The organism is Kitasatospora sp. NBC_00070 (assembly GCF_045041205.1).
In the GTDB taxonomy this organism is placed as follows: domain Bacteria; phylum Actinomycetota; class Actinomycetes; order Streptomycetales; family Streptomycetaceae; genus Kitasatospora.
Window position 1 is genome coordinate 7,034,679 of record NZ_CP108247.1, and the last position, 26,620, is coordinate 7,061,298.

A 26,620-nucleotide genomic window follows, 5' to 3' on the forward strand; every position below is an offset into this window, starting at 1 on the left:
CTGCCCTATGTCTCTCCAGATTGGTTGGCGTTCGTATGACCAGCCGGGAGAGTGGAGATGTGGACCTGTTGAATGCACCGGTGTCGGCGGCCCGTTTCAGCGGCCCCGGTCGGCCGTCCTGAGAGCCAACACCCGGGCCAGTGCGAGGAGTTCGCGTACATCTGGGTCCTCGGAGCCGCCGCCGGCGGGCGCGCCGAGCACCGCCGACTCGGTGGCGGAGAGGGCGCCCGGCGGCCGGTGCAGCAGCGCGCCCGGGTGGTGCAGGTCGTGCAGCAGACCGGAGCCGTCCGGCGCGCCCGAGCCCGCCACCGGGCGGCCCGCGTACGCGACGTACCGGCCGTCCGGCGAGCAGCGGAGCACCCGGGGCCACTCGACCAGCTCGGCCAGGTGCGGCGGCACCGGTACCGGGGCCAGGGTGAGCTGGTCGTAGAAGTGCACCCGGCCCTCGCTCGGGGCCAGCCCGCCGACCACCTGCCAGGCCGGGACGGCGAACAGGTTGCGCAGCCGAGGGGTGTCCCGCCGGACGGTCGGCCGGGGTTCGGCGCCGGCCAGCTCCCAGAGCGTCAGACCGCCCTGGCGGCCCGAGCCGAGCAGGCGGTCGGGCCCGGCGAAGGTCAGGTCGAGCAGCCGGCCGGGCTCCTCGGGGACACCGGCCGTGCCGAGCACCGCCCGCAGGCCGGTGTCGGCGAGGACCAGCCGCCGGCCGTCGGAGAGCACCAGCAGGTCACCGCCGGGCGCGACCGCGAGCAGCTCGGCGTTGGCCAGGCCCCAGGGCTCCAGGCCGACCTGCCGCAGCTCCGAGCTCCCGTCGTCCACCAGCGCCCCGGGGCTGAGCCGGAGCCCCGCCACGTACCCGGTGCCGGTCGGCACCAGCCGGGCGGCGGCCACCGCGAAACCAGCCGCCAGCAGCTGCGGACCGGCCGCCGAGTGCCGGACCAGCTCGAAGTGCGGGTCGTCCCCGCCGACCCGGCGGGCGGCCACCACCTGGCCGGGGCCGAGGCAGACCACGGAGGAGTGGCCCGCCTCGCCCAGGTGCAGCGCGGTCCGGCGGTCGGTGCCGAGTTCGAGGGTCTCGATCAGCTCCTGCCGGGTGCCGTGGCCGGGGGTGGCCAGCGCCAGCGCGGGGCTGCCGTGGGCGAACGAGACGTGGTCGGCGTCGAGCAGGCGCAGCCCGGCGGGCAGCCGGACGGTGGCCGGCCCGACCGCGCGGGCGGCGGCGGCAGCCACCCGGTGGGTGTCCAGCGCGGTCAGCCGGCGCAGCAGCTCCCGGTCGGCGGCGGCCGGTGGGTGCCAGTCGGCGGCGAGCAGCCGGGCCGCCAGCGGGGCGGCGTCCACCACCGGTGCGGTGCAGGCGAGTTCCCAGTAGGCGGGCCAGTCCTGCTGCCGGGCGAGCTCGGCGGCGCGCACCTCCACCGGGACCGGCGGCGGGGACCAGAGCCCGCGCGCCGCCGGGGCGGGGCCGGCCCGCCGGTCGGCCGCCCGCAGGGTCTCCCGCTGCCCGTCCAGCGCCTCCAGCAGGGCGGCCCGGTACGTGGCGGGGGCACGCTGGGCGAGCCGCTGCCAGAGCGCCACCGCAGCCGCCCCGGCCCGCACGGCCTCGCCCGGCCGGCCGGCCGCGGTGAGCAGTCGGCGGAGTTCGCCGAGCGCGGCCGCCCGCTCCTGGTCGTCCGGCCCCTCGTCGACGGGCCCGGGCTCCGGGCAGAGTGCCACCAACTCCTCGGCGGCCCGCACCGCCTCGTCCCGACGCCCGGCCCGGGACAGGTCGTCGCGCAGGCCGAGCAGCGCCCGGGCCAGGTCGCCCCGGTGGCTGGCCGGGTCCTCGGCCGTTAACTCCCGCCAGTGTGCGACCGCCTCCCGGGCCGGGTCCAGGTCGTCGGCCGCGCCCAGGCCGCGCAGCGACAGCCCGGCCGCCGCGCTCAATGCCGCCGCCAGCCCGGCCCGGTGGGACCGGTCCTGCGCCACCAGCCGGCGGTAGCGCTGGACCGCCTGCCGGTTGGCCCGGTGCGCCTCGCCCCACCGCCCGGCGCGCTCAAGCAGCGTGCTGTGCGCGGCCAGCGCGGCGGCCAGCCCCGGTTCGAAGTCGGCCCGCCGCCCCAGCAGTTCGACCGCCCTGGCCTGGGCGGCGACCGCCTCGTCCAGCCGTCCGGCGACGGCCAGCCGGTCCGCCAGCGCGGCCAGCGACCGCGCCAACCGGTGCTCGTACCGGGCGGGTTCGGCGGCCACCAGGTGGCCGAGCAGCTGCACCGTCCGCCGGGCCGCCTCCACCGCCTGCTCGTCCCGGCCCAGCGCGCCCAACTGCTCGGCGTGCTCGGCGTGCAGGCGGGCGTGGGCCGCCGGATCGTCGGTCCGGCCCAGCCGGTGCGGCAGCAGACGCACCGTCAGGGCGGCCCGGCCGGGGACCAGGTCGGCCGGAGCCGGGGACGGTATCGCGGCGAGGATCCGCTCCAGCAGCGGTGGCTCGATGCCCGGGAGCGCGGCCAGCGCGGTCAGCCCGGGGCTGCCGGCCGCGACCGCGACGGCGGGATCGGCGGTCAGCAACGGGAAGAGGCAGTTCGGCCCGACATGCGGCCAGCGGGCCGCCGTCGCCGCCAGCACGGTGACGGCCCGGCCCGGCCGCCAGCCGCCCCGGGTCAGCACCGCCGCGATCGCCGGGGCCCAAGGCTGCGCCGGGTGGTCGGCCGGATGGCCGGGCAGGGTGAGGGCGAGGAAGTCCTCGGCCAGGCGGTCCGGGGCCAGCGCGGGCAGCACGGTACCGGGGACGGGTGGCGGGTAGCAGGTGGTGTGGTCGGCGAGCAGTGCGGCGGTCGGCTGCTCCAGGCCGAGCGACTCGATCAACTCGGCCCCGGTGTCCGGGGACTGCGGGCCGACCAGGGTGGCGGCGAACACGGTGCGGTTCATTACCCAGGGCGGGGAGCTGAACCCCCCGGGTCTGTGCTCCCGGTGCAGCCGGGCCCAGTTGAGCTGCTCCCGGTCGAGCAGGTGGACGGACAGCCCGGCCGGCTGGGTCGGGGCCCGACGACCGGTTGCGTACGCGTCGACCGTGACCAGCGCGGCCATCAGGACGGCCAGGGTGAGCCCGAAGTCGGGGTGGTCCAGCGCCACCGGATCGGCGGGCGGCCGGACGCCGTACCGCTCGGCGAAGGCGTCCACGGCGGCGCGGAACAGCGCGGGCCGGTCCGCCGTCGGGAGCGGGGGCAGAGTCCGGCGGGTGGTGTCCGGGAAGGCGGCCCGGAGCACGGTCGGCGCGTCGGCGCTCCGGGCGAGCAGCAACACCCGGGTCGGCAGGCCGCGCTGACGCAGCAGCGCGTTGCCGAGCAGCAGGGTGAGCCGGACCGGCGTCCAGTGGTCGGCCCGGTCGACCAGCAGCAGCAGGCCGACGGCGCCGGCCACCCGGAGGTCGGTACCGCCGGGGGGTGCCGGGAGGCCGTCGGGGCCCTCGTCGGCCGTGACCACCTGCCAGCCCGACTCCGCGAGCTCCCCGGCCAGCCGGTCGGCGATCCGGCTCTTCCCCTGCCCGCCCGGGGCGTGCAGCCAGCGGGCCGCCGCCGGCGGCCCGACCGCGCACCAGTCCCGCAGCTCGGCCAACTCCCGCTCCCGGCCGGTGAACCCGACCACGGCCGAGCGGGCGTCCAGCAGCCGGCTCGGCTGCTCGCCGAGCCAGACGTGGTCCAGCGGGGCCGGTGGACGCCAGCCGGCCAGCCGGTACAGCGGAACACCCTCGGCCGAGACGTGGAGGTCGGCGCCGAGCACCCCGTACGCCGTCCCCCCGGCCGGCGCACCCCCACTTCCGGCACGGTGAACCAAGGACGATCCGGACCCTCCGGTGATCGGGGGGCGGCGTCGCGACGCCGGGGCACGCACCTCGCCGGCTTCTCGTCGGTCGCCGATGCTCCGCATGGACTTCCTCCTCGGCGCCGCCGAGGCACGCACCCCGACGCCGCTCCTTCACCCACCCACCGATCACCGGAGGGTCTGACATCTGGGCCCCGATCAGATGTGCACGTGCGACCCGGACCATGCTGCCACCCGGCCCCCGCCGTCGCAGGCGAATGGGACGCCTGGTGCAGGGCGGGTGCACGATCGGTGTACGGCGACCGCCCGGCCGGAGTCGGCGGGTGGACAGCGGCGGTGCCGATGGCAGAGGGTTCACCGCATGTCAGACCACTTCCCGCAGGGCCTGCCCGCCGGCTACCGCACCCGAGCCGCCACCGCCGCCGACCTCTCGGCGATCCACCGGTTGGTGGCGGACTGCGAGCGGGCGCTGTACGGAGTCGCCGAGACCGACCTCGACACCGTCGCCGCCGACCTGGCCCGTCCCGGGCTGGTGCCGGAGCTGGACACCGTGCTGGTGCACGGCCCGAGCGGTGAACTGGCCGGCCGGGCCTGGGTGAACCGCCGCTCCGAGGTCGACGTGCACCCCGCCCACCGGGGCCTGGGCATCGGCCGTTCCCTGCTGGCCTGGGTCGACGAGCGGGCCCGCCGGGCCGGCACCGAGTGGGTGGCGCAGACCGTCCCGGACGGCGACCTGGCGGCGGTGGCGCTGGTGCAGGCGGACGGGTACCGGCCGATGGTCACCGCCTGGCTGCTGGGCATCGAGTTGCCGACCGAGCCGGTGGTCCCCGAGCCGGCACCCGGCATCACGGTGCGGTCGTTCCGGCCGGGCGACGAGCACCCGGCCCACCTGCTGACCGAGGACGCCTTCGACGAGTGGCAGTCCCGGCGGAAGTCCTACCAGGAGTGGGCACTGCTCGCCGTGGAGCGCAGCAGCTTCGCCCCCGCGATGTCCTCGCTGGCCTTCGCGGACGGCGAACTGGTCGGCGCGGTGCTGGCGTTGGACGTGCCGGGCGCCGACGAGGGGTACGTCGAGCGGGTCGCGGTGCGCGCCGACCAGCGCAACCGGGGGATCGCCCGGCTGCTGCTCCAGCACACCTTCCGGGGCTTCCACCGGCAGGGCCGGCGGGGCTGCACGCTCTGGACGCACTCCGACACCGGGGCGCTGACGCTGTACCAGCGGGTGGGCATGACGGTCCGTCGGAGCTCCACCGTGCACAGCAAGGCACTCGGGTAGCGGCCGTCATGGTTGCCGGGCCGTCCGGGGGGAAGGCAGGAGATCATGGGAACACTTGTCGGGCCGGACGTGGCGGCCCATCCGAGGATCGTCGCGCTGTACGAGCGCGACCAGACCTGCCAGACCCTGCGGATAGCCCTCGACGAGGTGTCCACCGGCCGGGCGCTGATGCGGATGCGGGTGACCGCGAGCATGGTGAACGGCCACGGGATGGCGCACGGCGGCTATCTGTTCCTGCTGGCCGACGCGGCGTTCAGCTACGCGTGCAACAGCTACGGCCCGGTCACCGTGGCGCAGGCGGCCCAGGTCACCTTCCTGTCCCCGGCGGCCGTCGACGACGAGCTGGTGGCCGAGGCGGTGGAGCGGGCCAGGTCCGGGCGGACCGGGGTGTACGACGTGACCGTCCGTCAGTCCACCGGCAGAGTGGTCGCCGAGTTCCGCGGTCAGAGCGTGATCCTGGCCGGTGAGACCGGCCGGCACATGGAGGGCGGCGTCGCGGGTCGATGACTCTCGCCCAGACGGCTTCTCCTCAGTCGCCAGGGCTCCGCCATGGCTCCTTCGTCGGCACCGCCCGGACTCGGCCCTCGACCCGCTCCTTCCCCCACCCTCCATGTGCCGGCCGGTCTGAACCACTGGACGACTGACCCGGTCGCCGCCGGTCCCGCCGGGGGCGGGGCGGGCGGCGACCGGACCGGCTCAGGCCGGCGGGCGCTCGTCCAGGACCTGCTGGAGCTTGCCGGTGCGCGGGTTGGTGACCAGCTCGGAGGTCGGCACCCACTCGATGCCGAGCGGGTGGATGGCGCCGTCCGCCACCTCCGCCGGGAAGACCGGGCGGGCGGCGTAGACCGCCTCGACCATCCGTTGCTCCAGGTCGGCGGGCGGCTCGTTGACGTACCCGAGCCGGAGGATCAGGCCGTCCCGGCCGTCCCACCGGCGGTGCACCATCTGCATCCCGACCATGTGCTGGTCCCGGTCGGCCTCGACCAGCACCGCGCGGATGTCCTCCAGCGGCATCGCGATCGTGCCGACCCGGCCGCCCTCCATCGACCGGCCGAGCAGCCGGAACCGCTGCCGCTCGGGGTCGACCCACTCGGCGCGGTCGCCGGCCGGGTAGCGGAGGACCGGCATCAGGGTACGGAACAGGTTGGTGACCAGCAGCCGACCGGGCACGCCCGGGGTGGTGATCGGCTCGCCGGTCACGTCGTCGACCAGCTCGACCAGGGTGCGGTCGGGGAACGCCTCGTGGACGCGGACGTCGTCGCCCGGCACCGGGCGGCCGACCAGTCCCGCGTCGATCGAGGCGTAGCCGACCGAGGCGACGGCCGCCTTCGGGAAGGCCCGGGACAGGATCGGCCGCAGGTCGGTGAAGAGCAGGTCACCGCCGAACAGCAGCAGTTCGACCGAGTCGGCGACCTGGCCGCGCTCCACCAGGTACTCGGCCACGGCGGCCAGCTTCATCGGCACGCCCGCCAGCACGTTCACGCCGAAGGTGGCGATCAGGTCGACGATGTACTCGCTGGAGGCGGCGGCGCCGACCGGCAGCCGGACGTTGTCCACCGGGGCGTGGTGCAGGGCGTTCTCGATGTACAGGAACCCGCCGTAGAGTTCACCGGCCCAGAACAGGTTGGCCACCCGGTGACCGGGCTTCAGCCCGGCCCGGACCATGCCCGCGCCGAACGCGGTCACCGAGTCGGCGTGCTCCGCGCGGGACCAGACCGAGAGCTTCGGGACACCGGTGGTGCCGCCGCTCTTGTAGACCCCCGCATCGGTCAACGGCCCGGTCAGCAGCCGGTTCTCGGGCCAGGTGTTGGCCGCCCAGAAGGCGGCCTGGTCGATGATCGGGAGCTGGGTGAGGTGCGAGACCACGGCGGGGACGTCGCGGTACGCCTCCGCGTAGAACGGCGAGCGGGTCCGGGCGTGGTCGACCAGCTGTTGCAGGGACAGCGCGGGCACGGTCACTCCTGTTCGGTCGAACGGGCTTGGGGATCAGGGGAGTTCGGGGCGGGCGAGCCAGCTCCGGGCCAGCGTCTGCACGGTCGAGCCGTCCCGGTCGGCGAGCTTGTGGTCCAGGTGGCCGGCCGCCCAGTCGTTGGTCGGCACCCGGAACGGCGGCCGGTCGGCGCGCAGGGTCCGCACCACCACCTCGGCCACCTCCTGGGCGGACTGGGCGCCGGAGGTCCAGCCCTGGCTGCCCAGCGAGGCCACGTAGTCGGCGAAGGTCGGCGCGTACGGGCCCGAAGCGGCCTCCACCGTCCGGCGGTTGACGTCCGGGAAGATCCCGAACGTGGTGCCCCGGACGAAGCCGGGCACCACGATCGAGACCAGGACGCCGTGCGCCTCGGCGACCGGGGCCAGGCTCTCCATGAACCCCTCGACGGCGAACTTCGCGGCGCAGTACGCCTCGTTGAAGGGCTGGCCGACCACGCCGTGCACGCTGCCGATGGTCACCAGCCGGCCCCCGCCGGCCCGGAGCAGCGGCAGCGCGGCCCGGCTGACCTCGACCACGCCGAAGAAGTTCACCTCCAGGTTGGCCCGGAGCGCCGCCGCGCCGGACATCTCCAGGGTGGGGTCGAAGTTGGAGATCCCGGCGTTGTTGACCACCGCGTCCAGCCGGCCGTACGTCCGCCGGACGCCGTCGACGCAGGCGGCGACGGACTCCGGGTAGGTGACGTCCAGGCGCCGGACGTCCAGCGTGACCCCGGCCTCCCCGGCCGCGGCCAGCAGCGCCCCGGCCCGGTCGGGCTCGCGTAGGGTGGCGACCGTGGTGTAGCCGGCCCGGGCCGCCGCCACGGCGGTGGCCAGGCCGATGCCGGAGGAGCAGCCGGTGATCAGCACGATCCCGTGTTCGGCCGTCATGACGCGTTGTCGGCCAGCGCCGGGGCGGCGTCGGCCGCCGCCTGCCGCTCCCGGGCGGCCGCGTCGAGGCGGGACTGGACGCCGAGCGCGGGCAGGAACGAGCAGGCCGCCAGCAGGGTGCCGCCCACCATGGTGACCCGGGCCGCGTCCAGGATGCCGAGCGGGCCGGTCAGCAGGGTGACGGCCACCCCGCCGACCAGCGCGGCCAGCGGGATCACGCCCCAGGTGAAGGTCCGGAACGCCGCGTGCATCGCGCCCTGGTGCTGGGCGGACATCCGGGACTGCCGGATCGGCGCGCTGCAGACGTTGATGCAGGACATGAAGAAGCCGTAGCAGCCCATCGTCGCGGCGATCACCGGGCCGGTGGGCAGCGCGGGGGCGGCGAGCACGCCGAGGCCGACCAGGCAGTGCAGCAGGAGCGCCCAGGCCAAGGTCCGTCCGGTGCCCAGCCGCTCACTGATCTTCGGGGCGACCACGGCGCCGACCAGCGCGCCCACCGCGGCGACCGACATGGCCGCGCCGAAGACGGCGACCGAGGCGCCGAGGCCCCGGTAGGCGAGCACCGGCAGCACGGTGACGAAGATCGGGCCGCCGCAGTTCAGCGTGACCGCCGCCAGCACCACCCGGCGCAGCACCGGGTCGGACCAGTTCAGCCGGAAGCCGATGGTCAGCCGCTCCCAGACCGAGCCGGTGGCGACGGTCCGTTCGCCCCAGGACGGCATCGAGCGGAAGCACAGCGCGGAGACCAGGTAGCTGGCCGCGTCCACCAGCAGGGCGGCCACGCCGAGCGCGCTGTACAGGCCGGCCGCGATCGAGGGCCCGGCCACCTCGGAGACCGAACGGCTGCCCTCCAGCCGGGAGTAGGCGCGGACCAGGTGCTCCTGCTCCACCACGGCGGGGACGGCGACCAGGTAGCCGACGGTGAAGAAGATCGTCGCGCCGCTGATCACCGCCACGCAGCCGAACAGCAGTGGGGTGGACAGCAGGTCCAGCCAGTAGGCCAGCGGGATCACCGCCACCGCGAGCAGCCGGACGAAGTCGCAGACCAGCATCGTCCGGCGCTTGTCCCAGCGGTCCACCAGCACGCCGGCCACCGGTCCGAGCAGCGGGATGCCCAGGTACTGGGCCATCGCCACGATCCCGACCTGGAGCGCACCGGCGTGCAGCACGAAGATCATCACGGTCGGCACCACGAAGACCGTGATCCGGTCGCCGACGGTGCTGATGGTCTGGCCGAACCAGTACAGGTTGAAGCCGCGTCCCAGCGAGAGCGGCCGGTGTGGTTTCACGAGTCCTCCCGGACCACGAGGTTGGCGGTCTTGCCGGTCCGGTCGTTGCTGATCAGCGCGCCCACCGCGCGGACCCGGAAGGACTCCGGGTCGTGCTGGAAGGCGGTGCTCAGGGTGAAGGTGGCGGACAGCAGGTCGGCGCGGATCCGCTCGACGTCCGGGGCGGGGCCGCCGGTGAGCAGCAGCAGGTCGACGCCGGTGGCCCGGCCGCCCTGTTCGGTGAGCACGAACTGGGCCCGGGTCACGCCCGGTTCGCGTTCCACCCGCCCGATGATCTCGTCCACGTGCAGACCCAGACCGCGCACCTGCACCACGCTGTCCCGGCGGCCCAGCACCCGCATCGACCGGCCCGGCCGGCCGCACGGGCAGCTCACCAACTCCCCGGCGTCGCCGGTCCGGTAGCGCAGCACCGGGTTGAGCATCTCCGGGTTGAGGGTGGTGAAGTCGAGCAGCCCGTCCGGGTCGACGTGCACCAGCTGCTCGGGCAGGGTGTGGAAGGTGTCCTCCGGACAGTCCGGGGTGTTGGTGCCCACCACCCAGGTCTCGGTGCTGCCGAACATGCCCCAGCGGCGCGCCTGCGGGGCCACCGCGGCCATGTCCTCGTCCAGTTGGGGCTGCCAGGCCTCGCCGAGCCAGAGCACCTTGCGCAGGGCCGGCAGCTTCACCCCGGCGGCCCGGGCGCTCGCGAACCACAGGCGCAGCACGCTCGGGGTGCCGCCGATCGCGGTCACCCGGCGGGTGGCGAAGAACGCCAGCCAGTCGGCGTACTCGTCCCTGGTGACCGAGCCCACCGAGAGCACCTGGCACCCGGACAGGTCGGCCAGCGCGGCGACCAGGAAGTGCGCGCCCCACATCCGGCCCGCACCCCAGGCGTTGACGAACACGTCGTCGCGGTCCAGTGGCCGCCACTGCGCGTACACCCCGGCCATGTAGAAGCCGGTCGGGGCGTAACCGACCTTCGGCGCACCGGTGCTGCCGCCGCTCTGGAACAGCCAGGTGGCGCCGACCTCGGCCTTCGGCTCCAGGTGCGCCAGCGCGGTGTTGAGGTCGTCCTTCATCATCGGCGGCAGCGCCGCCAGGTCGCCGAGCGTGCGCAGCCGGTCGACCCCGGTGTAGCGCTGGGCCAACTCCGGTACGGTCCGCAGCAGTTCGAGCGAGTTCCGGGCGACCCGGAGCTGCGGCTCGGCCGCCTCCGGGGTGAGCGAGAACGAGTCGGTCATCGGGTGCCCCCCTCGGGGTTGCGGTTGGCCCACCACTTGGCGTGGGCGTCCCGGTAGGCGGTGAACCGGGCCCGGGTGATGCCCCGTTGGACGGTCCGGTCCGGATCGTCCAGGTCGGGGGCGATCACCCCGTCGGGCTCCAGCTCGGAGAACCAGAACCGCTCGCCGTCGTGCAGGAAGTCCACGCAGAAGTACGGGATCGGCAGCCGCTCGGCGAAGTAGGCGGTGGCCGCCGCCAGTTCGGCCGGGATCTCGGCGAACTCCATGGTGCCGCCCCGGCTGGCGTTGGCCACCGGCGAACCGGCCTCCGGGGTCCGCTTCAGCACGGCGTACGGCTTGCCGTCGATCACGTAGACCCGGTAGTCGACCGTGCCGTCCCCGAGGTAGGGCTGCACCACCAGTGTGGTGTCACCGCCCTGGGCCAGGCTGGCCAGGCCCCGGACGTCCTCCGGGCCGCGGGCCAGGTTGATCCCGCCGCCACCGCACCAGCCGGCCGGCTTCACGATGGCGGGGTAGGTCATGTTCGCCAGTGCCACCTCGTAGAGGTGCTTGCCGACGTCCCGGCCGGTGCCGATCCGGACGGTCGGGATCGGCGGCACCGGGGAGCCGTTCAGGTGCAGGACGGTGGCCAGCTTGTCGTTGCCGATCAGCGACACCTGCGGCGGGAAGGGCAGGTGGAAGCCGGCCTCCTCCAGCACCGCGTACAGCGCGTACTGGTTGAAGATGTCCATCGACTGGTAGGGCAGCGAGTAGAGCGCGGTGACGAACAAGGTGTCCTGCGGATCGACCAGTTCGTCGTCCACGTAGACCCGGGGTGCGCCGCGCACGGTGCCGTCCACGGTGACCGCGTCGGGGGAGTGCCTGGTCCAGCTCATCCCCTGCTGCTCGGCGACCTCCTCGTAGAGGTCCCAGAAGTAGTGCTTCCACATCGCGCCGGTCCGGGTCGACTCCCGGTCCGGGAAGATCCAGCACATCCGGCGCAGCCGGCCGGCGTCGTTCTCAGGAGTGGGGTTCACCGAGGGTCCTTCCCAGGGATTCGGGAGCACGAGCCGCCGGGCTGCCCGGACCACCACCGGCGGCCGGGCTCCGGGAGGGTGTCCAGCGGGTCGTAGTAGGGGTGGCGCCGGTCGAGCGGTGCGGCCGGGCCGGCGTCCCCGGCCTGGCGGACCTCCCGCTCGGTGCGGTAGTTCTTGGTCCAGTACGAGATGCCGCGCACCCGGTCGTAGGCGACCGCCTGGTGCACCCAGCGCTTGCCGACGTCCGGTACGTCGCAGACGATCCGGGGCGTGGCGTAGCCCGGCAGGTAGCCCATGATCGCCTCCTGGAGCAGCTGGGCCTCGTGCATCGAGGTGCGCCAGTGCTCGGAGTTGGGGATCATGTCGCACAGGTAGAAGTAGTACGGCAGGATGTTCGCCTCGCCCTGGAGGGCGAAGCAGAGGTCGAGCAGGTCGGCCGGGGTGGCGTTCACCCCGCGCATCAGGACGCCCTGGTTGCGGACGTCCCGGACGCCCACGTCCAGCAGGGCCCGGGCCGCCTCGGCGACCAGCGGGGTGACCGACTGCACGTGGTTGGCGTGGGTGTGCACGGCCAGGTTGACCGACCGCCGGGCGGCCAGCGCCGCCACCCGGCCCAGCCCCGCCAGCACCTGCGGCTGGAGCCAGTGCTGCGGCAGGCCGACCACCGCCTTGCTGGCCAGCCGGATGTCGCGCACCGTGCCGAGGTCCAGCAACTGGAGCAGGAAAGACTCCAGTTGGGGCCACGGCACATTGGCCAGGTCACCGCCGGAGACCACCACGTCGCGCACCGCCGGGGTCCGCTTGAGGTAGTCGAGGATCTGTTCCTGCCGGTCGGCCGGCCGGAGCACCAGCCGGGTCTTGGTGAGCTGCGGGGTGGAGTTGCCGACCAGGTCCATCCGGGTGCAGTGCCCGCAGTACTGCGGGCAGGTGGAGACCAACTCGGCCAGCACCTTGGTGGGATAACGGTGCGTCAGGCCCTCCACCACCCACATCTCGGTCTCGTGCAGCGAGTCCCGTTCGGCGTTCGGGTGGCTCGGCCAGCGCGGGTGCCGGTCGGTGCGCACGGGCAGCATGTAGCGGCGGACCGGGTCGGCGAAGAACGCCTCGGTGAACGCCCCCGGTTCGGCCGGGGTGTGCGGCGCCATCGTGTTGAGCATCTGCGGGGGCAGCAGCATCGACATCATCGCGTACCCGGCCTGGTCGGCGGCCAGCTCCTGGTAGAACAGGTCGGTGAGCAACTCGCCCATCACGGCGCGCAGTTGCCGGATGTTCTTGACACAGTGCGCCCGCTGCCACTGGGCGTCCCGCCACTGTTGCGGCGTGACGTGGCGCCAGCCCGGCAGCCGACGCCAGTCCGGCTCGGCGAGCGGCGTCCGGACGTACTGGTACGGCTGCCGGATCGTCTGGAGACCCATCGGGGGTTCTACCGTCCGGTGAGCAGGGTGGCGAAGCGGGTCCGCAGTTCGCGCTTGAGCACCTTGCCGGTGGGCCCGAGCGGGAAGTCGGCCGGAGTGCGGGCGATGCTCACCCCGGCGAGCCCGGTCAGCCCCGCCCCGGCCAGCGCCTTGTTGGCGGCCTCCTGGACCTCCTCGGCGGTGCACTGCTCGGCCTCGGTCTGCAACCGCACCACGGCGAACGGGTGTTGGCCCGTACCGGCGGCCCCGGGCAGGCCGATCACCGAGCAGTCCTGCACCAGTTCGGCGCAGTCGGCCAGCAGCACCTCCTCGATCGGCAGGCTGTAGACCGGGCCGCTCGCGGTGTCGATCACGTCCACCGTGCGGTCGAGGTGGTAGAAGTTGCCGTCGGCGTCGCGCCGGGCCAGGTCGCCGGTGAGCCAGTGGCCGGCCAGCTCGAAGGTGCCGGTGAGCTTCGGGTTGTTCCAGTACCCGGGGGTGCGGGAGGGGGTGATCACGCCGAGCAGGCCGACCGTGCCGTCCGGGACCTCCGCGCCGTCCTCGTCCAGCACCGCGGCTCTGGTCACCACCTCGAGCGGCTTGCCGACGCACCGGTCGTTGCGGGTGCTCTCCACCGTGGTGACCTGGCCGAACAGCGCCATGCCCATCTCGGAGGAGCCCAGGCCGTCGATGAACTGCGAACCGGCCAGCGCCGGTTGATCGGCCGCCTCGCTCGGCAGCAGCCAGGGCTTGATCAGCCCGGCCGGGCGCTCGCCGAGCCGGACCAGCCGGCGGATGTGCCCGTAGTGCGCGCTGTCGCCGGTGTTGAACCAGGAGTGCACCCGGGCGGCGCCCTCGACCGGCAGCTCGCCGGTGGCCAGCTCGACGAAGGTGCGCGGGAAGGAGGCGACCATGGTGGGCCGGAACGCCCGCATCACCGGCTCCACCGTCACCCGCCGCCAGTCGGACATCACCACGGTCGGCAGACCGAGCAGGGTGGCTGTGAGGAAGTAGCTCAGACCGCCCGCGTGAGTGTGCGGCATCAGCGACATCAGGCGGTCGTAGGACTCGGCGGGGAAGCGGACCATCCGCGGCTGCTTGCCGTCCCAGAACTGACGGTGCGCCAGCATGGTGGACTTCGGCGTCCCGGTGGTGCCGGAGGAGTGGATCAGCGCCACCACGTCCTCGGCCGCGTGCCGGTACGGGTAGACCTCGGGGAGCGCGGCCGACTCGGCGTCGAACGCCTGGATCTCGGCCGCCATGGCGATGAAGCGCGGCCGGGAGCGCGGGGCCTCCCGGTAGGCGGCGGCCAGCCGGGTGGGGTCGTCCGCGACGATGCCGACCACGCCGACGTGGTCGAGGTAGCGGACCATCACGTCGTGCCGCATGGCGTCGTTGACCAGGGCCGGGACGGCGCCCAGCGCGGTCAGCGCGAAGAAGTGCAGCAGCGGCTCCAGGCCCTCGCCGACCACCACGCCGACCGGCTCGCCGGGGCGGACGCCGTTCGCCCAGTACCACTTGGCGTAACGGTCGCGCAGTGCGGCCAGGTCGAGCAGGCTGTGCCCGCGCAGCACCACGGCGCCGCGATGGTCGGTGTGGTGGCTGTAGGCGAACGGGACCGCGCGGTGGGGGTTGACCGCCAGGGCGTGGTCCAGGAAGTTGCCGGCCCCGAGGGTGGGCTCGGTCATCAGCTGCTGCCGGGCGGCGAGGGGTGCGATGGAACTCTGTTCGCTCATGGCGGTCTCCCGGTGCGGGTCGCCCCGGCGCGCGCTCTTGTGGAACGGCTGCCGGGTGAACTGGTCGAGGGGGTCTGGTGCTCGGCGGAACGGGGTGGTTCAGCGGAACGGAGTGGTTCGGCGGCGCAGGATGGTCCGTTGAAGCGGGTGACGCGGGCGGGCGCTAGCGACGGGCGAGGATCTCCGCGACCACGCGGTGGCCGGAACGGATGGCGCCTTCCATCAGCCCGAAGTACTCGGTGCTGGTCTCGGTACCGGCCCAGTGCACCCGGTGGTGCGGCGTGGTCAGCGTCGGGCCGAGCGCCGACCAGTCCCCGGGGCCGAGCAGCGCGGCGTAACAGCCCCGGCTGTACTGCTCGTTGACCCAGTCGGTGAGCCGGAAGCCGATCGGCTCCGGCAGCATCGGGAACAGCCGGGCGGCCTGTCCGACCGCCGCCGAGCGCTGCTCCGCCGGGGTCAGCGCCGCGTACCGGTGCGCCTCGGCGCCGGTGACGAAGCCGGTCAGCACGCCGACCCCGCCCTCGGCCGGTGAGTCGTCCACGGTGGAGAGCAGCGGCCCCTCGGCGTTGACCGACCAGCCGGAGAGGCCGTGGTCGCGCCAGAGCGGCGCCGGGTAGACCAGGTTGACCTTGACCGCGCAGCCCCGGGCGGTCCGCCCGGTCGCCCGGCGGACCGGCAGGGCCGGCCGGTGGTCGACGGCGTCGGCGAGCAGCGGCGGCAGCGCCAGCACCGCCAGGTCGGCCCGGTACTCGCCCCCCGGCGTGCCGACGGTGACCCCGTCCTGGTCCTGATGGACCGTCAGGACCGGTTCCCCGAGCCGGACCCGGCTGCCGAGCCGGTCGGCCAGCAGGTCGCACGCCTGGTGGGCGCCACCGGCGATCCGGTCCTGCTGGGCACCGCCCTCGAAGGCGTTCAGGTAGCGCAGACCGCCGCCCGAGCGCAGGTAGAACGCCAGGTGCAGGACGGAGACCTCGGCCGGGTCGGCGGCCATCATCTCGCCCAGGAAGAGCGGGAAGAACAGCCGGGCGTCCGGGTGGGTCAGGTGCTGATCGGCCCAGTCGGCGGCGGTCAGGGTGTCCAGCCGCGCGGCGTCCGGGGTGAGCCAGGGGGCCTCCGGCCGTACGGCGGTGGCGAGTTCGTCCAGCAGCTCGAACAGGTCGCCGAGCGCCACGGCGTTGAGCGGTGGGAACCGGCCGTCCCGGGTGGCCTGTTCGGCGCCGAGGGCGAAGCGGCTGGCGCCCTGCATCGTGGTCGGCGTGGTCTTGAGGCCCAACTCGGATATCAGGGCCAGCAGTTCGGTGTGCCGGTCGCCCAGGTAGGCGGCGCCGGCGTCGACCCAGGCGTCCGGTCCGACCCGGAGGCCGTGGGTACGGCCGCCGACCCGGTCGCGGGCCTCCAGCACGGTGACCTCGATCCCGTGTGCCGCCAGCCCGGTGGCGGCCGTGAGCCCGGCCAGTCCGGCCCCGACCACGACGGCGCTGGTGGCGCCCGGGCGGCCCTCGCCGACCGGGAGGCCGTCGCTCATCGGGCCGTCGCTCATCGGGCGGCCGCGATCCGGTCGGCGAGGCCCTGCGGGGTGGGTGCCAGGACGAAGTCGTCGAAGGTCAGCTCCACGCCGTGGCCCCGGGCGATCGCGCTCAGCACCCGGGTGGCGATCAGCGAGTCGCCGCCGAGCAGGAAGAAGTCGGAGTCCGGCGCGACCTCGGTGCTCTCCAGTACCCGACGGAAGATCGCCACCACGCTCTCGACCTCGGTTCCTGGGTCCGTCCCGGGATCGCCGGGCGTACCGCCCGGGGCGGTGGAAGTGGTGGTGTCAACGCTCATCGAAGGTCTCCTTTGACCTGTCAGCGGGCCTTGCCGGTGGGTGTGTCGGTGCGCTGTGTCAGTGCGCCGCGTGGCGCAGGTGCGAGCCCGCGCGGTCGACCTTTCCGGTTGCGGTGAGGACGAGTCGGGGGACGACGGTGATCCGGCTCGGCACCAGGTGGCCGGGCACCCGCCCGCGCAGATAGGACCGGACATCGGTGTCCAAGGTCCCGGCTGCGGCGGTGGTCCTGGGGACCAGGTAGGCGACGAGGGCGGACCGGCCGGCCAGCGTGGTGCCCACCACGGCCACCGCCTGGACCCCGGGGTGGCTCGCGATGTGGGCCTCGACCTCGCCCGGATCGACCCGGATGCCGCGCACCTTGATCTCGTGGTCGAGCCGGCCCAGGTGGGTGAGCAGGCCGTCCGGTGTGCTGCTCACCCGGTCGCCGGTGCGGAACCGCCGCTCGCCGTCGACCAGGGTGAACCGGGCTTCGGTGGCCTCGGGCAGCCCGAGGTAGCCGAGCGCCAGCGCGGGGCCGCCGATCAGCAACTCGCCCCGCTCACCGATCTGTTGGACGACGTGCGGGAGGGCCCGCCCGATCGGTGCCGGGGTGCCGGCCGCCCAGTCCCACCCGGGGGAGGGGGCCTCGGGGCCGTGCAGGTCGACGGCATGCGTGACCAGGGTGGTCTCGGTGCAGCCGTAGGTGTTGAGCAGCCGGATCCGGTCGGTGTCCAGCCGGCTCCAGTCGGCCAGCCGGGCCGGGCTCGCCGCTTCGCCGCCGATCACCAGCAGGCGTACGCAGTCCGGGAGGGCGAGCCGGTCCTCGGTGAGGTGCAGCACCAGCTCGTGCCAGAAGGCGGTCGGCAGGTCGAGGACGGTGATCCGCTCCCGTTCGACCATCCGCAGGAACCGGGGGAACGAACCCGAGTGCGCCTCGCGGTCCAGCACCAGGGCGGCACCGGCGGTGAGGGTCGGCAGGATCTCCTCGAAGCAGGTGTCCCAGTTCAGCGAGGCGAACTGGAGGACCCGGTCCTCGGGGGCCAAGCCGAACAGGTGCCGGAGCGAGTGGACGGCGGCGGAGATCGCCCGGCGGGGCGTGACGACGGGCTTCGGCTGCCCGGTCGAGCCCGAGGTGAAGAGGACATAGGCGGGTGCGTCGGCGGCCGGCGGCCGGAGGTCGGCCGTCGCCGCCGGGTGCTCGGCCGGCGTCTCGAGTCGGCTCAAATCGAGCTGTCTCAGGCCGAGTTGGTCCGCCGGTCCGGGATCGGCACCCAGCACGGTGCGGCAGTCGACCGCCGACAGCATGGCCTGTCGCCGGTCCGCCGGGAATGCCGGATCGACGGGGCAGTAGACCCCGCCGGCGGCCAGCACACCGAGCAGACCGACCACCGTTTCCGGGGTGTGCGTCGCCTGCACGGCAACCACGCCGGGATTGGAACCCAGTTGTGCGGCAAGCGTGTTCACCAGCTCGTCGAGCCGGCGGTAGCTGACGGTGCGTCCGTGGTGGATGAGTGCCGGACGATCCGGGAAGCGAAGAGTAGTTTGCCTGAACGCGTCAAAAAGGTCGGAACCGACCTCGCTGGCGCCGCGATTATTTGACATGCCCGCCCCAGGTAATGCTTCGCGAGCGCCCATTCGTGCTCGGCGATCCGGGACTCTACCTTCGAACATGTGTCGCCACAATGGTTGTTGAGGCTGTTTCCTCAAGGCCGCGTGGCGGACCCGTGAACGGGCCTGGCCTGCTCGGGAGGGTGGAATACCCCTGCCGCCGACTCCGCCTCGTGCGCGCCCGGCTGCATTGCGTCATGGCCCGGCGGACATACCGCCGCAGCGCTCCGTATGCGGAATTCACCGGCGGTCGACGTGCCGGCGGAAATGGCCGAGAACTGACACCTCGGCACCAGCTTCGCCGGTCACGGTAGTTCAACTTCCTTTACCCGCACCGGAGTCGGGTGTCCGGTTCCTGACGGGCCGGGCGAAGTCGGCGGGTGTTCCGACCCGGTTCGGCCGAGTACGCGGCGGAACGCCCGTCCCGGGGTCACCGGAAAAAGGTCCTGGCCGTTCGGAAGGCGGGGAGCTAGGGTCATCCGCGATGACTACTCACTCCGTTCAGAGATCGGGGGTCCCGTCCGCGCAAGGTGAGTGCTGATGCTCACTCGGATCGCGAATGGGGATTCCCGGCTGTCCCGCTGGCTGCGCGTGCGCGAGTTCGCTGTGCCGCCCGCGATGATCGAAACCGCCACCGCCCGCCGGCACGCCGGGGACTGGGCGGGTGCGTGCACCGCCGCAGGCGTCGACCTCGACTTCGGCCTGCGCGGCCTGACGCACCGTCACGGCCGCGAGCTCGCCTCCCAAGTACGGTCGGATCTGCGCCGGTTGGCACCGGATCTGCTGCGCTGGCACCTGCCGAGGATCGCCCCGGACGGGCTGCTCCGCCCGGGGCTGACCATCGCGCTGGCCCGGTACCGGACCGACGGGCGTCACCCGGTGCACCTGGTGGTCCGGACCCCGCCCGCCTGGGCGGACGCCGGCCAGCGGGTCAGCCTCGGGGTCTGGGACGGCTCCCGGGCCGCCCCGACCTCCTGGGGCCCGCCGCACCCCCGCCCGGACCCGCGGTTCCGCCTCGACCTGCACCGTCACCTCTGGGACGCGTGCCGGGCCGGTGAGCTGCGCAGCCGCTCCGGAGCCGACGGTGGTCCACCGGCGACTCCCGAGCTCACGGCCCTGGTGCCGCCCGGCTACTCGTGCGCCGTCGACCGCTGGGCGGCCGAGGCGGCCGTCCTGCTCCGGGCCGAGGGCCGGTCCACCGGCGCCGTCGGTGTCCGGCTCGGGGCCCGGCACCGGCTGCTTCTGGAGCTGGACGGAGCACAGGGCGCGACCCTGCGGCCCGCCGTCGCGTCCCGGGAGCGCGGGGCACCCCCGCCGCCCGTCCTGCCCGACGCGGCGACCTGGACGCTGCCCGACCTCGACCTGCTCCGGGCCGGACTGATCGAGGCCGACCGCCTGCACCCGCTGGTCGCCTCGGCGCTGGTCCCCGACCACCCGCCGACCGCCCCGTCCCACCGGCCGGACCCGGCGGGGCAGCCACAGCTGGTGGAGTGCCGGGGAGCCCGGCACCGGATCGGCCTGGTCGACGGCGTCCTGTCCGCCCTCGACCACGATCCGGCCGAGCTCCGGCGTGAGGAACTGCTGGTCGCACTCTCCGGCACCCCGCTGCCCTGCCTGCGGGCGATCGACCTGGCGCACCGTCACCCGGACTGCCTGGTCGGCGTCCGCGAACGCCTGGACCACGGCGACATCGCCGGCGCGCTCACGGTGGTCGAGGGCCTGCTCGGCCCCAACGCCCTGCTGCGCAGCGGCGACCTGCGGGACGAGCTGGAGACCGTCGCGCAGCGGCGGATCAGCTACGGCCTGTTCCGGGCGGGCCTGGCCGGACCCGGTGTCGGGCCGCTGCGCGGCCGGACGGACGGCCGCCGCACCGCCATGCGCCGCTCGCACCCGCGCCACGCGCTGAACCACTGAACCCCCGGGACCCCGTCCCGCACTTCGACAGACCACAGGTGATCAGACATGTCCACGTACTCCCAGCTCACCCAACTCGACGTCGCAGCAGAGCTGTTGACCCTGCTCCGCGACTCCACCACCGAACCCCGCCCGGACGTCCAACTGGAGGCGCTGACCCTCACCGTCGCCGCCGACCTGCCGGTGCTGCTCTGGGGCGAGCCCGGTATCGGGAAGACGGCGGCGATCACCCAGCTGGCGGCCTCGCTGGAGCTGCCGCTGACCACGGTGATCGCCAGCGTGCACGAACCTTCCGACTTCTCGGGGCTGCCCGTTCTCGGCCAGGACCCGGCCGAGCAGGGCGTGCCGATGGCGCCGCCGGACTGGGCCGTCCGGCTGGTCCGGGCCGGCCGAGGGCTGCTCTTCCTGGACGAGCTCTCCACCGCGCCGCCCGCCGTCCAGGCCGCGCTGCTTCGCCTGGTGCTCGAACGGCGCATCGGTGCGCTGCAACTGCCGCCCGGGGTAAGGATCGTGGCGGCCGCCAACCCGCGCGCCTCGGCGGCCGACGGCTGGGAGCTGAGCCCGCCGCTGGCCAACCGGTTCGTCCACCTGCAGTGGACCCACGACCACGAGGTGGTGGTGCGCGGCCTGGGCGGTACCTGGCCTCGGGCCACCCTGCCCCGGCTCGATCCCGAACGGCTGGCGACCGCAGTGGAGTTCGCCCGCCGGGCGGTCTGCGGTCTGCTTGCCGCCCGGCCCACCCTGGTGCACCGGCTGCCGTCCGGCGAGACCCGCCGCGGCGGTCCCTGGCCGTCGCCCCGGAGCTGGGAGATGACGCTGTGTCTGGTGGCCTTCGCGACGGCGGCCGGTTCGTCCAGGGAGGTGCTCTCGCTGCTGGTCCGTGGGACGGTCGGGGACGGCCCGGGGCTGGAACTGCTGGCGAGCCTGGACCGGTTGGACCTCCCCGATCCCGAGGAACTGCTCGCCGACCCGGCCGGTGCCGAGCTGCCCGAGCGGGGCGACCTGCGGCAGGCGGTGCTCGACGGCGTGGTGGCGGCGGTCCGCAACCGGCCGGAGAAGGGCCGCTGGGACTCCGCCTGGGCCCTGCTGGTCCGCGCGTTGGAGACCGGTGCGCCCGATCTGGTGGTGGTCCCCGCGACCACCCTGGCGGCGCTGCGCCGGGAGGACTGGGACGTGCCGCCGGCGATCGAGCGGCTGGCCGGGGTGGTGTCGCTCTCCCAGCGGGCCGACCGGACGGCGGCCCGGATCGCCGTCGGCGCGCAGGCGGGCCGGTGACCACCGTGCCTGAGCTCGACCGGGACAAGCTGTTCGCCGCCCGGCTGCACGCCGCCCGGGCCCGGCCGTACCTGGCGACGGCGCTGTTCGCGCTGCACGTGGTGCCCTCGCGCCGGGTCCCGACGATGGCCGTCGACCGGCACTGGCGGTGCTACGTCTCGCCCGCCTTCGTGGCCCGGACCCCGGAGGAGGAGCTGGCCGCGGTCTGGGTGCACGAGGTCTCGCACCTGCTCCGGGACCACCACGGGCGCAGTGACCGGTTCGCCCGCGAGCGCGGGCTGAGCGGCCCGGCGGAGCGGCTGCGGATGAACATCGCCGCCGACTGCGAGATCAACGACGACGCGTACGGTGACGGTCTGGTCCGCCCCGAAGGCGCTTTCGTGCCGGCGGACCTGAGCCTGCCCGAGGGCGAGCTGATGGAGGAGTACCTGACCCGGTTCCGGCTCGGCCCGCTGACCAAGCAGCTCGCCTGGCTGGACTGCGGCAGTGGCGCCGATGGGCTCGAGCGGGATTGGGAGACCGGTCCGGACGGCGCGCACGGACTCAGTCCGCAGGAGCGCGACGCGGTCCGGTTCCGGGTCGCGCAGGGCATCAGCGGCCGGCCCGGGGACGCCCCGGAGGGCTGGCAGCGCTGGGCCGAGGAGGCGTTCCAGGCTCCGCAGCAGTGGCGGGAGCTGCTGGGGGCGGCGGTCCGCTCCGCCGCCTCCGGTGCCGGCGCGGACGACTACAGCTACGGCCGCCCGGCGCGGCGCTCGGCCGCAGTTCCCGGCGCCGTTCTGCCGAGCCTGCGCCGCCGCCCGCCCCGGGTGGTCGTGATCATCGACACCTCCGGCTCGGTCAGCGACGCCGAACTGGGCAGCGCGCTCCTGGAGGTCGCCGCGATCTCCCGGGCCGTGGGCGGCCGGCGCGACCTGGTCAGCGTGCTGTGCTGCGATGCGGCGGCCGGGACGGTGCACCCGCTGTGCCGGGCCGAGGGCATCCCGCTGACGGGCGGCGGCGGTACGGATCTCCGGACCGGCTTCGCCGAAGCGCTCCGCACGGGGCCCCGGCCGGACGTAATCGTGGCCCTGACCGACGGTCAGACACCCTGGCCCGACAGGCGGCCACCGTGCCGCACCGTGGTGGGCCTGTTCCCCCGGCCACGGACGGCCCGGTCGTGGGACGAGGAAGACCCCGACTACGTACCGGACCCGCCACCCGACTGGGCCCGGGTGGTGGAGATCGGGTCGGCACCCGGTGGCCGGTGAGCCCCGGCGGCGTCGGAGTCAGGAGCTCAGCACCCGCTCCAGGCGGGCGAGTTCGGTCAGCACCCGGCGCCCCTGGTCGCCGATGCCGTGCACCGCCTCCCCGGCCAGGCGGGGGTTGACCGGCAGGACGTACCGGGCGCCGCCGGCCTGGACGGTCATCGCCGTCAGGTCGTGCGTGATCACGTCGTGCAACTCCTCGGCCATCCGGGCGCGGACGGCCTCCCGGGCCAGTGCGGCGCGGGCCGTCGCAGCCCGGTCGGCCAGGGCGGCCAGCTCCGCGCGACGGGCCCGGGACCACAGCCCCCAGGCCCAGCAGAGCAGGAAGGGGACCGGGTACGTCACGGAGACCAGCAGCAGCTGCCCGGCCGAGAAGGAGCCGAGACCGCCGTCGGCCAGCCCTCGCGCCACGGCCAGCGGCCCGACCGCCAGCGCCCCGGCCAACGCGGCCAGCGCCACCCGGGGTGACCCGAAGCAGCCGGCCCAGCGGGCCAGCACCAGGCAGCCGACCTGGAGCGGGCCGGGCCCGGCGCCCACCGCCAACTGCCCGAAGCCCAGGGCGATCCCGCCCAGCACGGCGAGGCCCGGGTGCCGGCGTCGGACCAGCATCAGGACGGCGAACCCGCAGCCGACCGCCAGGCAGCCGAGCTGCGGCGGCCCGACCGGCCCCGGCCGACCGGCCGCCGCCCACCAGCCCAGCAGGAACAGGCCCATCGCCCAGGCGCCGTCACCGATGCCGGGACGGCGGAGGAACCACGCGTGGAGTCGGTACACGTCGTCAGCGTAGGCAGCGGGCCGCGGTCGCCGAGTCGGCCGCAGTGCTGAGCCGCCCTCCTCCTCCGGGGGTACGGATCCTCCGGGGTACGGAGCGGGGCACCGCCGGCGCCGGCGGAGCACACCGCGCCCCGTCGGGCAAGACCCGGCGCAGAACGTCCGATTATCGACCATGCGGGGAACACGAACTGATCGTCCGTCGGTTGACGGAGCGGCGGGCCACCGGCCCGTGTGATCCGCTACCGAGCAGGAGACCACCGTGCGCATTCTCTTCACCGGCCCGGCCGCTCCCAGCCACCTGTTCCCGATGGTGCCGACCGCGCAGGCGTTGCGGGCCGCCGGGCACGAGGTGCTGTTCGCCAGCCCGAGGCCGATGGACCAGCTCCGGCAGGCGGGCTTCCCGATCGTCGAGATCGGCGACGGGCGGGGTCTGCTGGAGTCCTTCCAGGCGGTCAGCGGTGAGCAGCCGCGCTACGCCCGGCCGGATCTGACCGAGGACCAGCTCCTCGACATCGGTGCCCGCGCCTTCGCGCACGCCTCCCGGGCCACCGTGGACGGCCTGCTGACCGTGGCGGGGGAGTGGGAGGCGGACCTGCTGATCCACGACTCCTGCCTGGCCTCGGCCCAGTTGGTGGCGGCCAAGCTCAAGATCCCGGCGGCGCTGCAGAACTTCGGCGTCAGCTCCGGCCTCGAGATGGCCGCCCGGCTGGCCGGTCACTTCACCGAGGTCTACGAGGCGTACGGCGTGGCCGGCCCGGCCGAGACCACCCCGCTGAACATCGTGCCGGCCTCGCTCGGCGGGGACCAGGGCGGACTGCGGATGCGCTACCTCCCGTACAACGGCGGCGGGGTGGTCCCCACCGACCTGCTGCGCCGGGGCACCCGGCCGCGGGTCGCGGTCACCCTGGGCACCGTGATCGCCGGGGTGGACGGGGTGCAGGCGATCACCCGGCTGATCGAGGCGGCCGCCTCGGTGGACGCCGAGTTCCTGCTCGCCGTCGGGGACGCCGACCTGAGTGATCTCGGTACGCTTCCGGCCAACGTCCGCCCGCTGCCGTGGGTCCCGCTGGCGGAGCTGCTGCGGGTCTGCGACGCGGTGGTCCACCACGGCGGCTCGGGCAGTTCGCTGACCGGACTGCAGGTCGGCATCCCCCAGTTGCTGCTGCCGCAGGGCGCCGACAACTTCAGCACCGCCGACACCTTCGCCGCCACCGGCGCCGCCCTGCAGGCCCGCTCCGGCGAGGTCGACACCGCGCTGCTGGTCCGCCTGGTCACCGACCCGGCGCTGCGCGAGGCCGCCGTCCGGCTCCGGGCCGAGAACGACGCCCTCCCCACCCCGGCGGCGCTGGTCCCCGCCATCGAGGCCCTGGCGACCGCCGCCCGCTGAGACCGCCCGGGAGCTGTCACGTCGGCGGGCGGGGGGTGTAACCCTCGCCCCGGTCGGAGGGGCGGTCCGGACGGCAGCCGGCGGTCGGCAGTGGGTGCGTCCGCCGTCCGGCCAGGGTGGCGGATCTTCGACGGCGTAAGGGCAGACGGAACCACACCGCGCTGAGGGCGGCGCTCAGTTGAGGGCGCATGGCCGTCACCCTAGGGTGACGGCCCCACCCCGGGGCAACCGAATTCGGTCCGCCCCGTCGCGGTGCGGCCCGGGCGGGGCCGCACCGCTCTGACGGGTGGTCAGATCTGTGCGGTGATCTCGCCGGCCGCGCGGGCGCCGGAGGCCACCGCGGCGTTCAGGGTGGCGTTGTCCACGTCGGTGTGCTCGCCCGCGAAGTGGATCCGGCCCTCCTGGACGGCCTCGTAGCCCGCGAACGAGGTGTACTGGCCGACCTTGTAGTAGTGGTAGGCGCCCAGGTGCCAGGGGTCGAGCGACCAGTGGTCCTCGTAGGCCCGGCCGTTGTAGGCGGCCGTGGTGCCGGGGAGGACGTGCTCGATCTGGGCCAGGAAGGAGTTCACGTCGGCGGCCGGGGCCGGGCCGTGGGCCGCGCCGGTGAGGCGGTCCCGGGCGCCGTCGCCGCCGGGGAAGTTGACCAGCAGGGCCGGGGCGCCGGTCTCGCCCGACTGCACCGAGCCGTCCCAGGCGGTCTGGTAGCCGAGCGGGCCGGTGTTGGAGATCCCGTTGCAGCCGAGCGCGGGCCAGGTCTTCCTGGTCAGCTGGGTGACCAACTTGCCGTTCTGGCCCATGCCCTGCTGCCGGATCGCGGTCAGCTTGAGCGGGGACAGCTGGGCCCTGGACAGGTCGACCTTGCGCAGCATGCTGAACGGCAGCGCCAGCACCAGGTGGTCGGCCGGGACCGAGACGGTGCTACCGCAGTGGTCGAAGGTGCAGGTGTAGCTGCCGTCGCCGTTCCGGACCACGGCGATCAGTTCGTAGCCCTGCTTGACCGCCCCGGCGGGCAGCTGGCCGACCATGCCGGTCACCAACTGGTCGTTGCCGCCGACCAGATGGTACTTCTCGTCGAAGCCGCCGCCCGCGCCGAAGACGCTGGAGGCGCCCAGGAAGCCGATCATGTTCAGCGCGGAGGACTGGCCGGGCTCGCCGCCCGACTGCAGCTGGAGCGACTGGATCAGCTGGCCGAGCCGGGAGTTGGCGGGGAGGCCGATCTCGGCGAGGTAGTCCAGGCAGGAGAGCTGGTCGAGCCGACGGGCCTCGGCGGTGTGGTTGTCGTAGCGCGGGGTGCCGATGGCCCGGTAGGAGGCGCTGAAGGCGTCGAAGGCGCCGGCCGCCCAGTCGTCCTGCTGCTGCTCGCCGTTGTAGAGCGAGCCGTTGACCCAGCCCGCGTAGTCGCCGGAGTCCAGCGCGCCGCCGTTGGCGTACTCGCGTTGCAGGCCCAGGCTGTTGGCCAGGTTGAGCACGGCCTTGTCGGTGGAGCTGATGAACGAGCCGCCGTGCTCGCTGACCTGGCCGCCGGCGAAGAAGCCGCGCAGCGACCAGCAGCGGCCGCCGAGGTGGGTGGTGTCCGCCTCGTAGACGGTCGCGGCGATCGGCCTGCCCCGGTTCCACAGCTGGTGGGCGCAGCGGAGCCCGGCCAGCCCGGCCCCGACGATCACCACCCTGGGTGCGGTGGCCGCGGCGGCCCGGGACGGGGCGAGCAGCCCGGCTGGCACGGTGGCGGCGGCGAGTGCGCCGGCGCTGCCCAGCAGCCGGCGGCGGCTCAGCCCGGGCTCGGTACGGGCGGCCTGCTCGGCCTGCTTGACCTGCCGGGCCTGCTCGGCCTGTGCGCCGACGACCTCGGCGACGGGCATCCGGCGGCGACGGGCCTCGCCGTGCGCGGCGAAGACCGCCCGCAGCGGAGCGGGCAGGCCGGCCCGGTCGCCGCCGGGGGAGCCGGGGGAGCCGGGGCGGGTCGAGGGCAGGCCGGTGGGTACGCGGTCCATGTGGTGCCTCTTCTCGGAGGGATGACTTCCCTGCGGCAGACGTG

19 protein-coding genes are annotated in these 26,620 nt (G+C 74.4%); 6 read left to right on the top strand and 13 right to left on the bottom strand.

The window, feature by feature from the left end:
- Positions 1-96: 96 nt before the first annotated feature.
- On the bottom strand, positions 97-3,750 hold the full coding sequence (locus OHV05_RS31810; RefSeq protein ID WP_405020763.1) for a hypothetical protein: 3,654 nt from the start codon (positions 3,748-3,750) through the stop codon (positions 97-99).
- A 403-nt stretch (positions 3,751-4,153) separates the two neighbouring features.
- On the opposite strand from OHV05_RS31810, the gene OHV05_RS31815 reads away from it, so the two are divergent.
- Together OHV05_RS31815 and paaI are read left to right on the top strand one after the other, a co-directional pair.
- The gene (locus OHV05_RS31815; RefSeq protein ID WP_405020764.1) at positions 4,154-5,068 is read left to right on the top strand and encodes a GNAT family N-acetyltransferase; all 915 of its coding nucleotides are present in this window, start codon (positions 4,154-4,156) and stop codon (positions 5,066-5,068) included.
- A 45-nt stretch (positions 5,069-5,113) separates the two neighbouring features.
- Entirely contained in the window at positions 5,114-5,575 is a 462-nt protein-coding gene (gene paaI / locus OHV05_RS31820; RefSeq protein WP_405020765.1) for a hydroxyphenylacetyl-CoA thioesterase PaaI, read from the top strand.
- A gap of 189 nt (positions 5,576-5,764) precedes the next feature.
- Here paaI and OHV05_RS31825 read toward each other — a convergent pair whose 3' ends face one another.
- The 10 genes from OHV05_RS31825 to OHV05_RS31870 all read right to left on the bottom strand — a co-directional run bounded on the left by OHV05_RS31825 (position 5,765) and on the right by OHV05_RS31870 (position 18,054).
- Positions 5,765-7,021: a phenylacetate--CoA ligase family protein gene (locus OHV05_RS31825; protein ID WP_405020766.1), complete on the bottom strand. Its 1,257-nt coding sequence runs from the start codon at positions 7,019-7,021 to the stop codon at positions 5,765-5,767.
- Positions 7,022-7,054: 33 nt separating this feature from the next.
- Positions 7,055-7,924, bottom strand: a complete 870-nt coding sequence (locus tag OHV05_RS31830; protein WP_405020767.1) for an SDR family NAD(P)-dependent oxidoreductase — start codon at positions 7,922-7,924, stop codon at positions 7,055-7,057.
- Positions 7,921-9,213: an MFS transporter gene (locus OHV05_RS31835; protein ID WP_405020768.1), complete on the bottom strand. Its 1,293-nt coding sequence runs from the start codon at positions 9,211-9,213 to the stop codon at positions 7,921-7,923. Before OHV05_RS31835 ends, OHV05_RS31830 begins: the two co-directional genes overlap by 4 nt.
- Positions 9,210-10,433, bottom strand: a complete 1,224-nt coding sequence (locus OHV05_RS31840) for a phenylacetate--CoA ligase family protein (RefSeq protein WP_405020769.1) — start codon at positions 10,431-10,433, stop codon at positions 9,210-9,212. The genes OHV05_RS31835 and OHV05_RS31840 overlap by 4 nt, the downstream gene beginning before the upstream one ends.
- Entirely contained in the window at positions 10,430-11,449 is a 1,020-nt protein-coding gene (locus OHV05_RS31845; RefSeq protein WP_405020770.1) for a RimK family alpha-L-glutamate ligase, read from the bottom strand. Before OHV05_RS31845 ends, OHV05_RS31840 begins: the two co-directional genes overlap by 4 nt.
- Positions 11,446-12,864 (bottom strand): KamA family radical SAM protein, encoded by a 1,419-nt coding sequence (locus tag OHV05_RS31850; protein ID WP_405020771.1) that lies wholly within the window; start codon positions 12,862-12,864, stop codon positions 11,446-11,448. Before OHV05_RS31850 ends, OHV05_RS31845 begins: the two co-directional genes overlap by 4 nt.
- Positions 12,865-12,872: 8 nt before the next feature.
- Positions 12,873-14,579 carry a class I adenylate-forming enzyme family protein gene (locus tag OHV05_RS31855; protein WP_405020772.1) on the bottom strand — a complete coding sequence of 569 codons (1,707 nt, stop codon included), beginning with the start codon at positions 14,577-14,579 and terminating at the stop codon, positions 12,873-12,875.
- A gap of 163 nt (positions 14,580-14,742) precedes the next feature.
- Positions 14,743-16,104, bottom strand: coding sequence for a flavin monoamine oxidase family protein (locus OHV05_RS31860; protein WP_405020773.1), 1,362 nt, complete (start codon positions 16,102-16,104; stop codon positions 14,743-14,745).
- Positions 16,105-16,115: 11 nt separating this feature from the next.
- The gene (locus OHV05_RS31865; protein ID WP_405020774.1) at positions 16,116-16,403 is read right to left on the bottom strand and encodes an acyl carrier protein; all 288 of its coding nucleotides are present in this window, start codon (positions 16,401-16,403) and stop codon (positions 16,116-16,118) included.
- A gap of 58 nt (positions 16,404-16,461) precedes the next feature.
- On the bottom strand, positions 16,462-18,054 hold the full coding sequence (locus tag OHV05_RS31870) for an amino acid adenylation domain-containing protein (RefSeq protein ID WP_405020775.1): 1,593 nt from the start codon (positions 18,052-18,054) through the stop codon (positions 16,462-16,464).
- Between the two features lie 477 nt (positions 18,055-18,531).
- On the opposite strand from OHV05_RS31870, the gene OHV05_RS31875 reads away from it, so the two are divergent.
- From OHV05_RS31875 to OHV05_RS31885, 3 genes are read left to right on the top strand one after another with little or no spacing between them, the layout of a single operon-like run.
- Positions 18,532-19,905: a hypothetical protein gene (locus tag OHV05_RS31875; RefSeq protein WP_405020776.1), complete on the top strand. Its 1,374-nt coding sequence runs from the start codon at positions 18,532-18,534 to the stop codon at positions 19,903-19,905.
- Between the two features lie 48 nt (positions 19,906-19,953).
- Positions 19,954-21,180: an AAA family ATPase gene (locus tag OHV05_RS31880; protein ID WP_405020777.1), complete on the top strand. Its 1,227-nt coding sequence runs from the start codon at positions 19,954-19,956 to the stop codon at positions 21,178-21,180.
- Positions 21,177-22,427 (top strand): DUF2201 family putative metallopeptidase, encoded by a 1,251-nt coding sequence (locus tag OHV05_RS31885; protein ID WP_405020778.1) that lies wholly within the window; start codon positions 21,177-21,179, stop codon positions 22,425-22,427. The genes OHV05_RS31880 and OHV05_RS31885 overlap by 4 nt, the downstream gene beginning before the upstream one ends.
- A gap of 18 nt (positions 22,428-22,445) precedes the next feature.
- Here OHV05_RS31885 and OHV05_RS31890 read toward each other — a convergent pair whose 3' ends face one another.
- The gene (locus OHV05_RS31890; protein WP_405020779.1) at positions 22,446-23,198 is read right to left on the bottom strand and encodes a histidine kinase dimerization/phosphoacceptor domain-containing protein; all 753 of its coding nucleotides are present in this window, start codon (positions 23,196-23,198) and stop codon (positions 22,446-22,448) included.
- Positions 23,199-23,457: 259 nt separating this feature from the next.
- Here OHV05_RS31890 and OHV05_RS31895 point away from each other — a divergent pair, with 259 nt between their 5' ends.
- Positions 23,458-24,585 (top strand): nucleotide disphospho-sugar-binding domain-containing protein, encoded by a 1,128-nt coding sequence (locus OHV05_RS31895; protein WP_405020780.1) that lies wholly within the window; start codon positions 23,458-23,460, stop codon positions 24,583-24,585.
- A 290-nt stretch (positions 24,586-24,875) separates the two neighbouring features.
- Here the strand turns inward: OHV05_RS31895 and OHV05_RS31900 are convergent, their stop codons facing one another.
- Complete coding sequence (locus OHV05_RS31900) at positions 24,876-26,576, bottom strand: flavin monoamine oxidase family protein (protein WP_405020781.1); 1,701 nt, start codon at positions 26,574-26,576, stop codon at positions 24,876-24,878.
- Positions 26,577-26,620 lie beyond the last annotated feature (44 nt).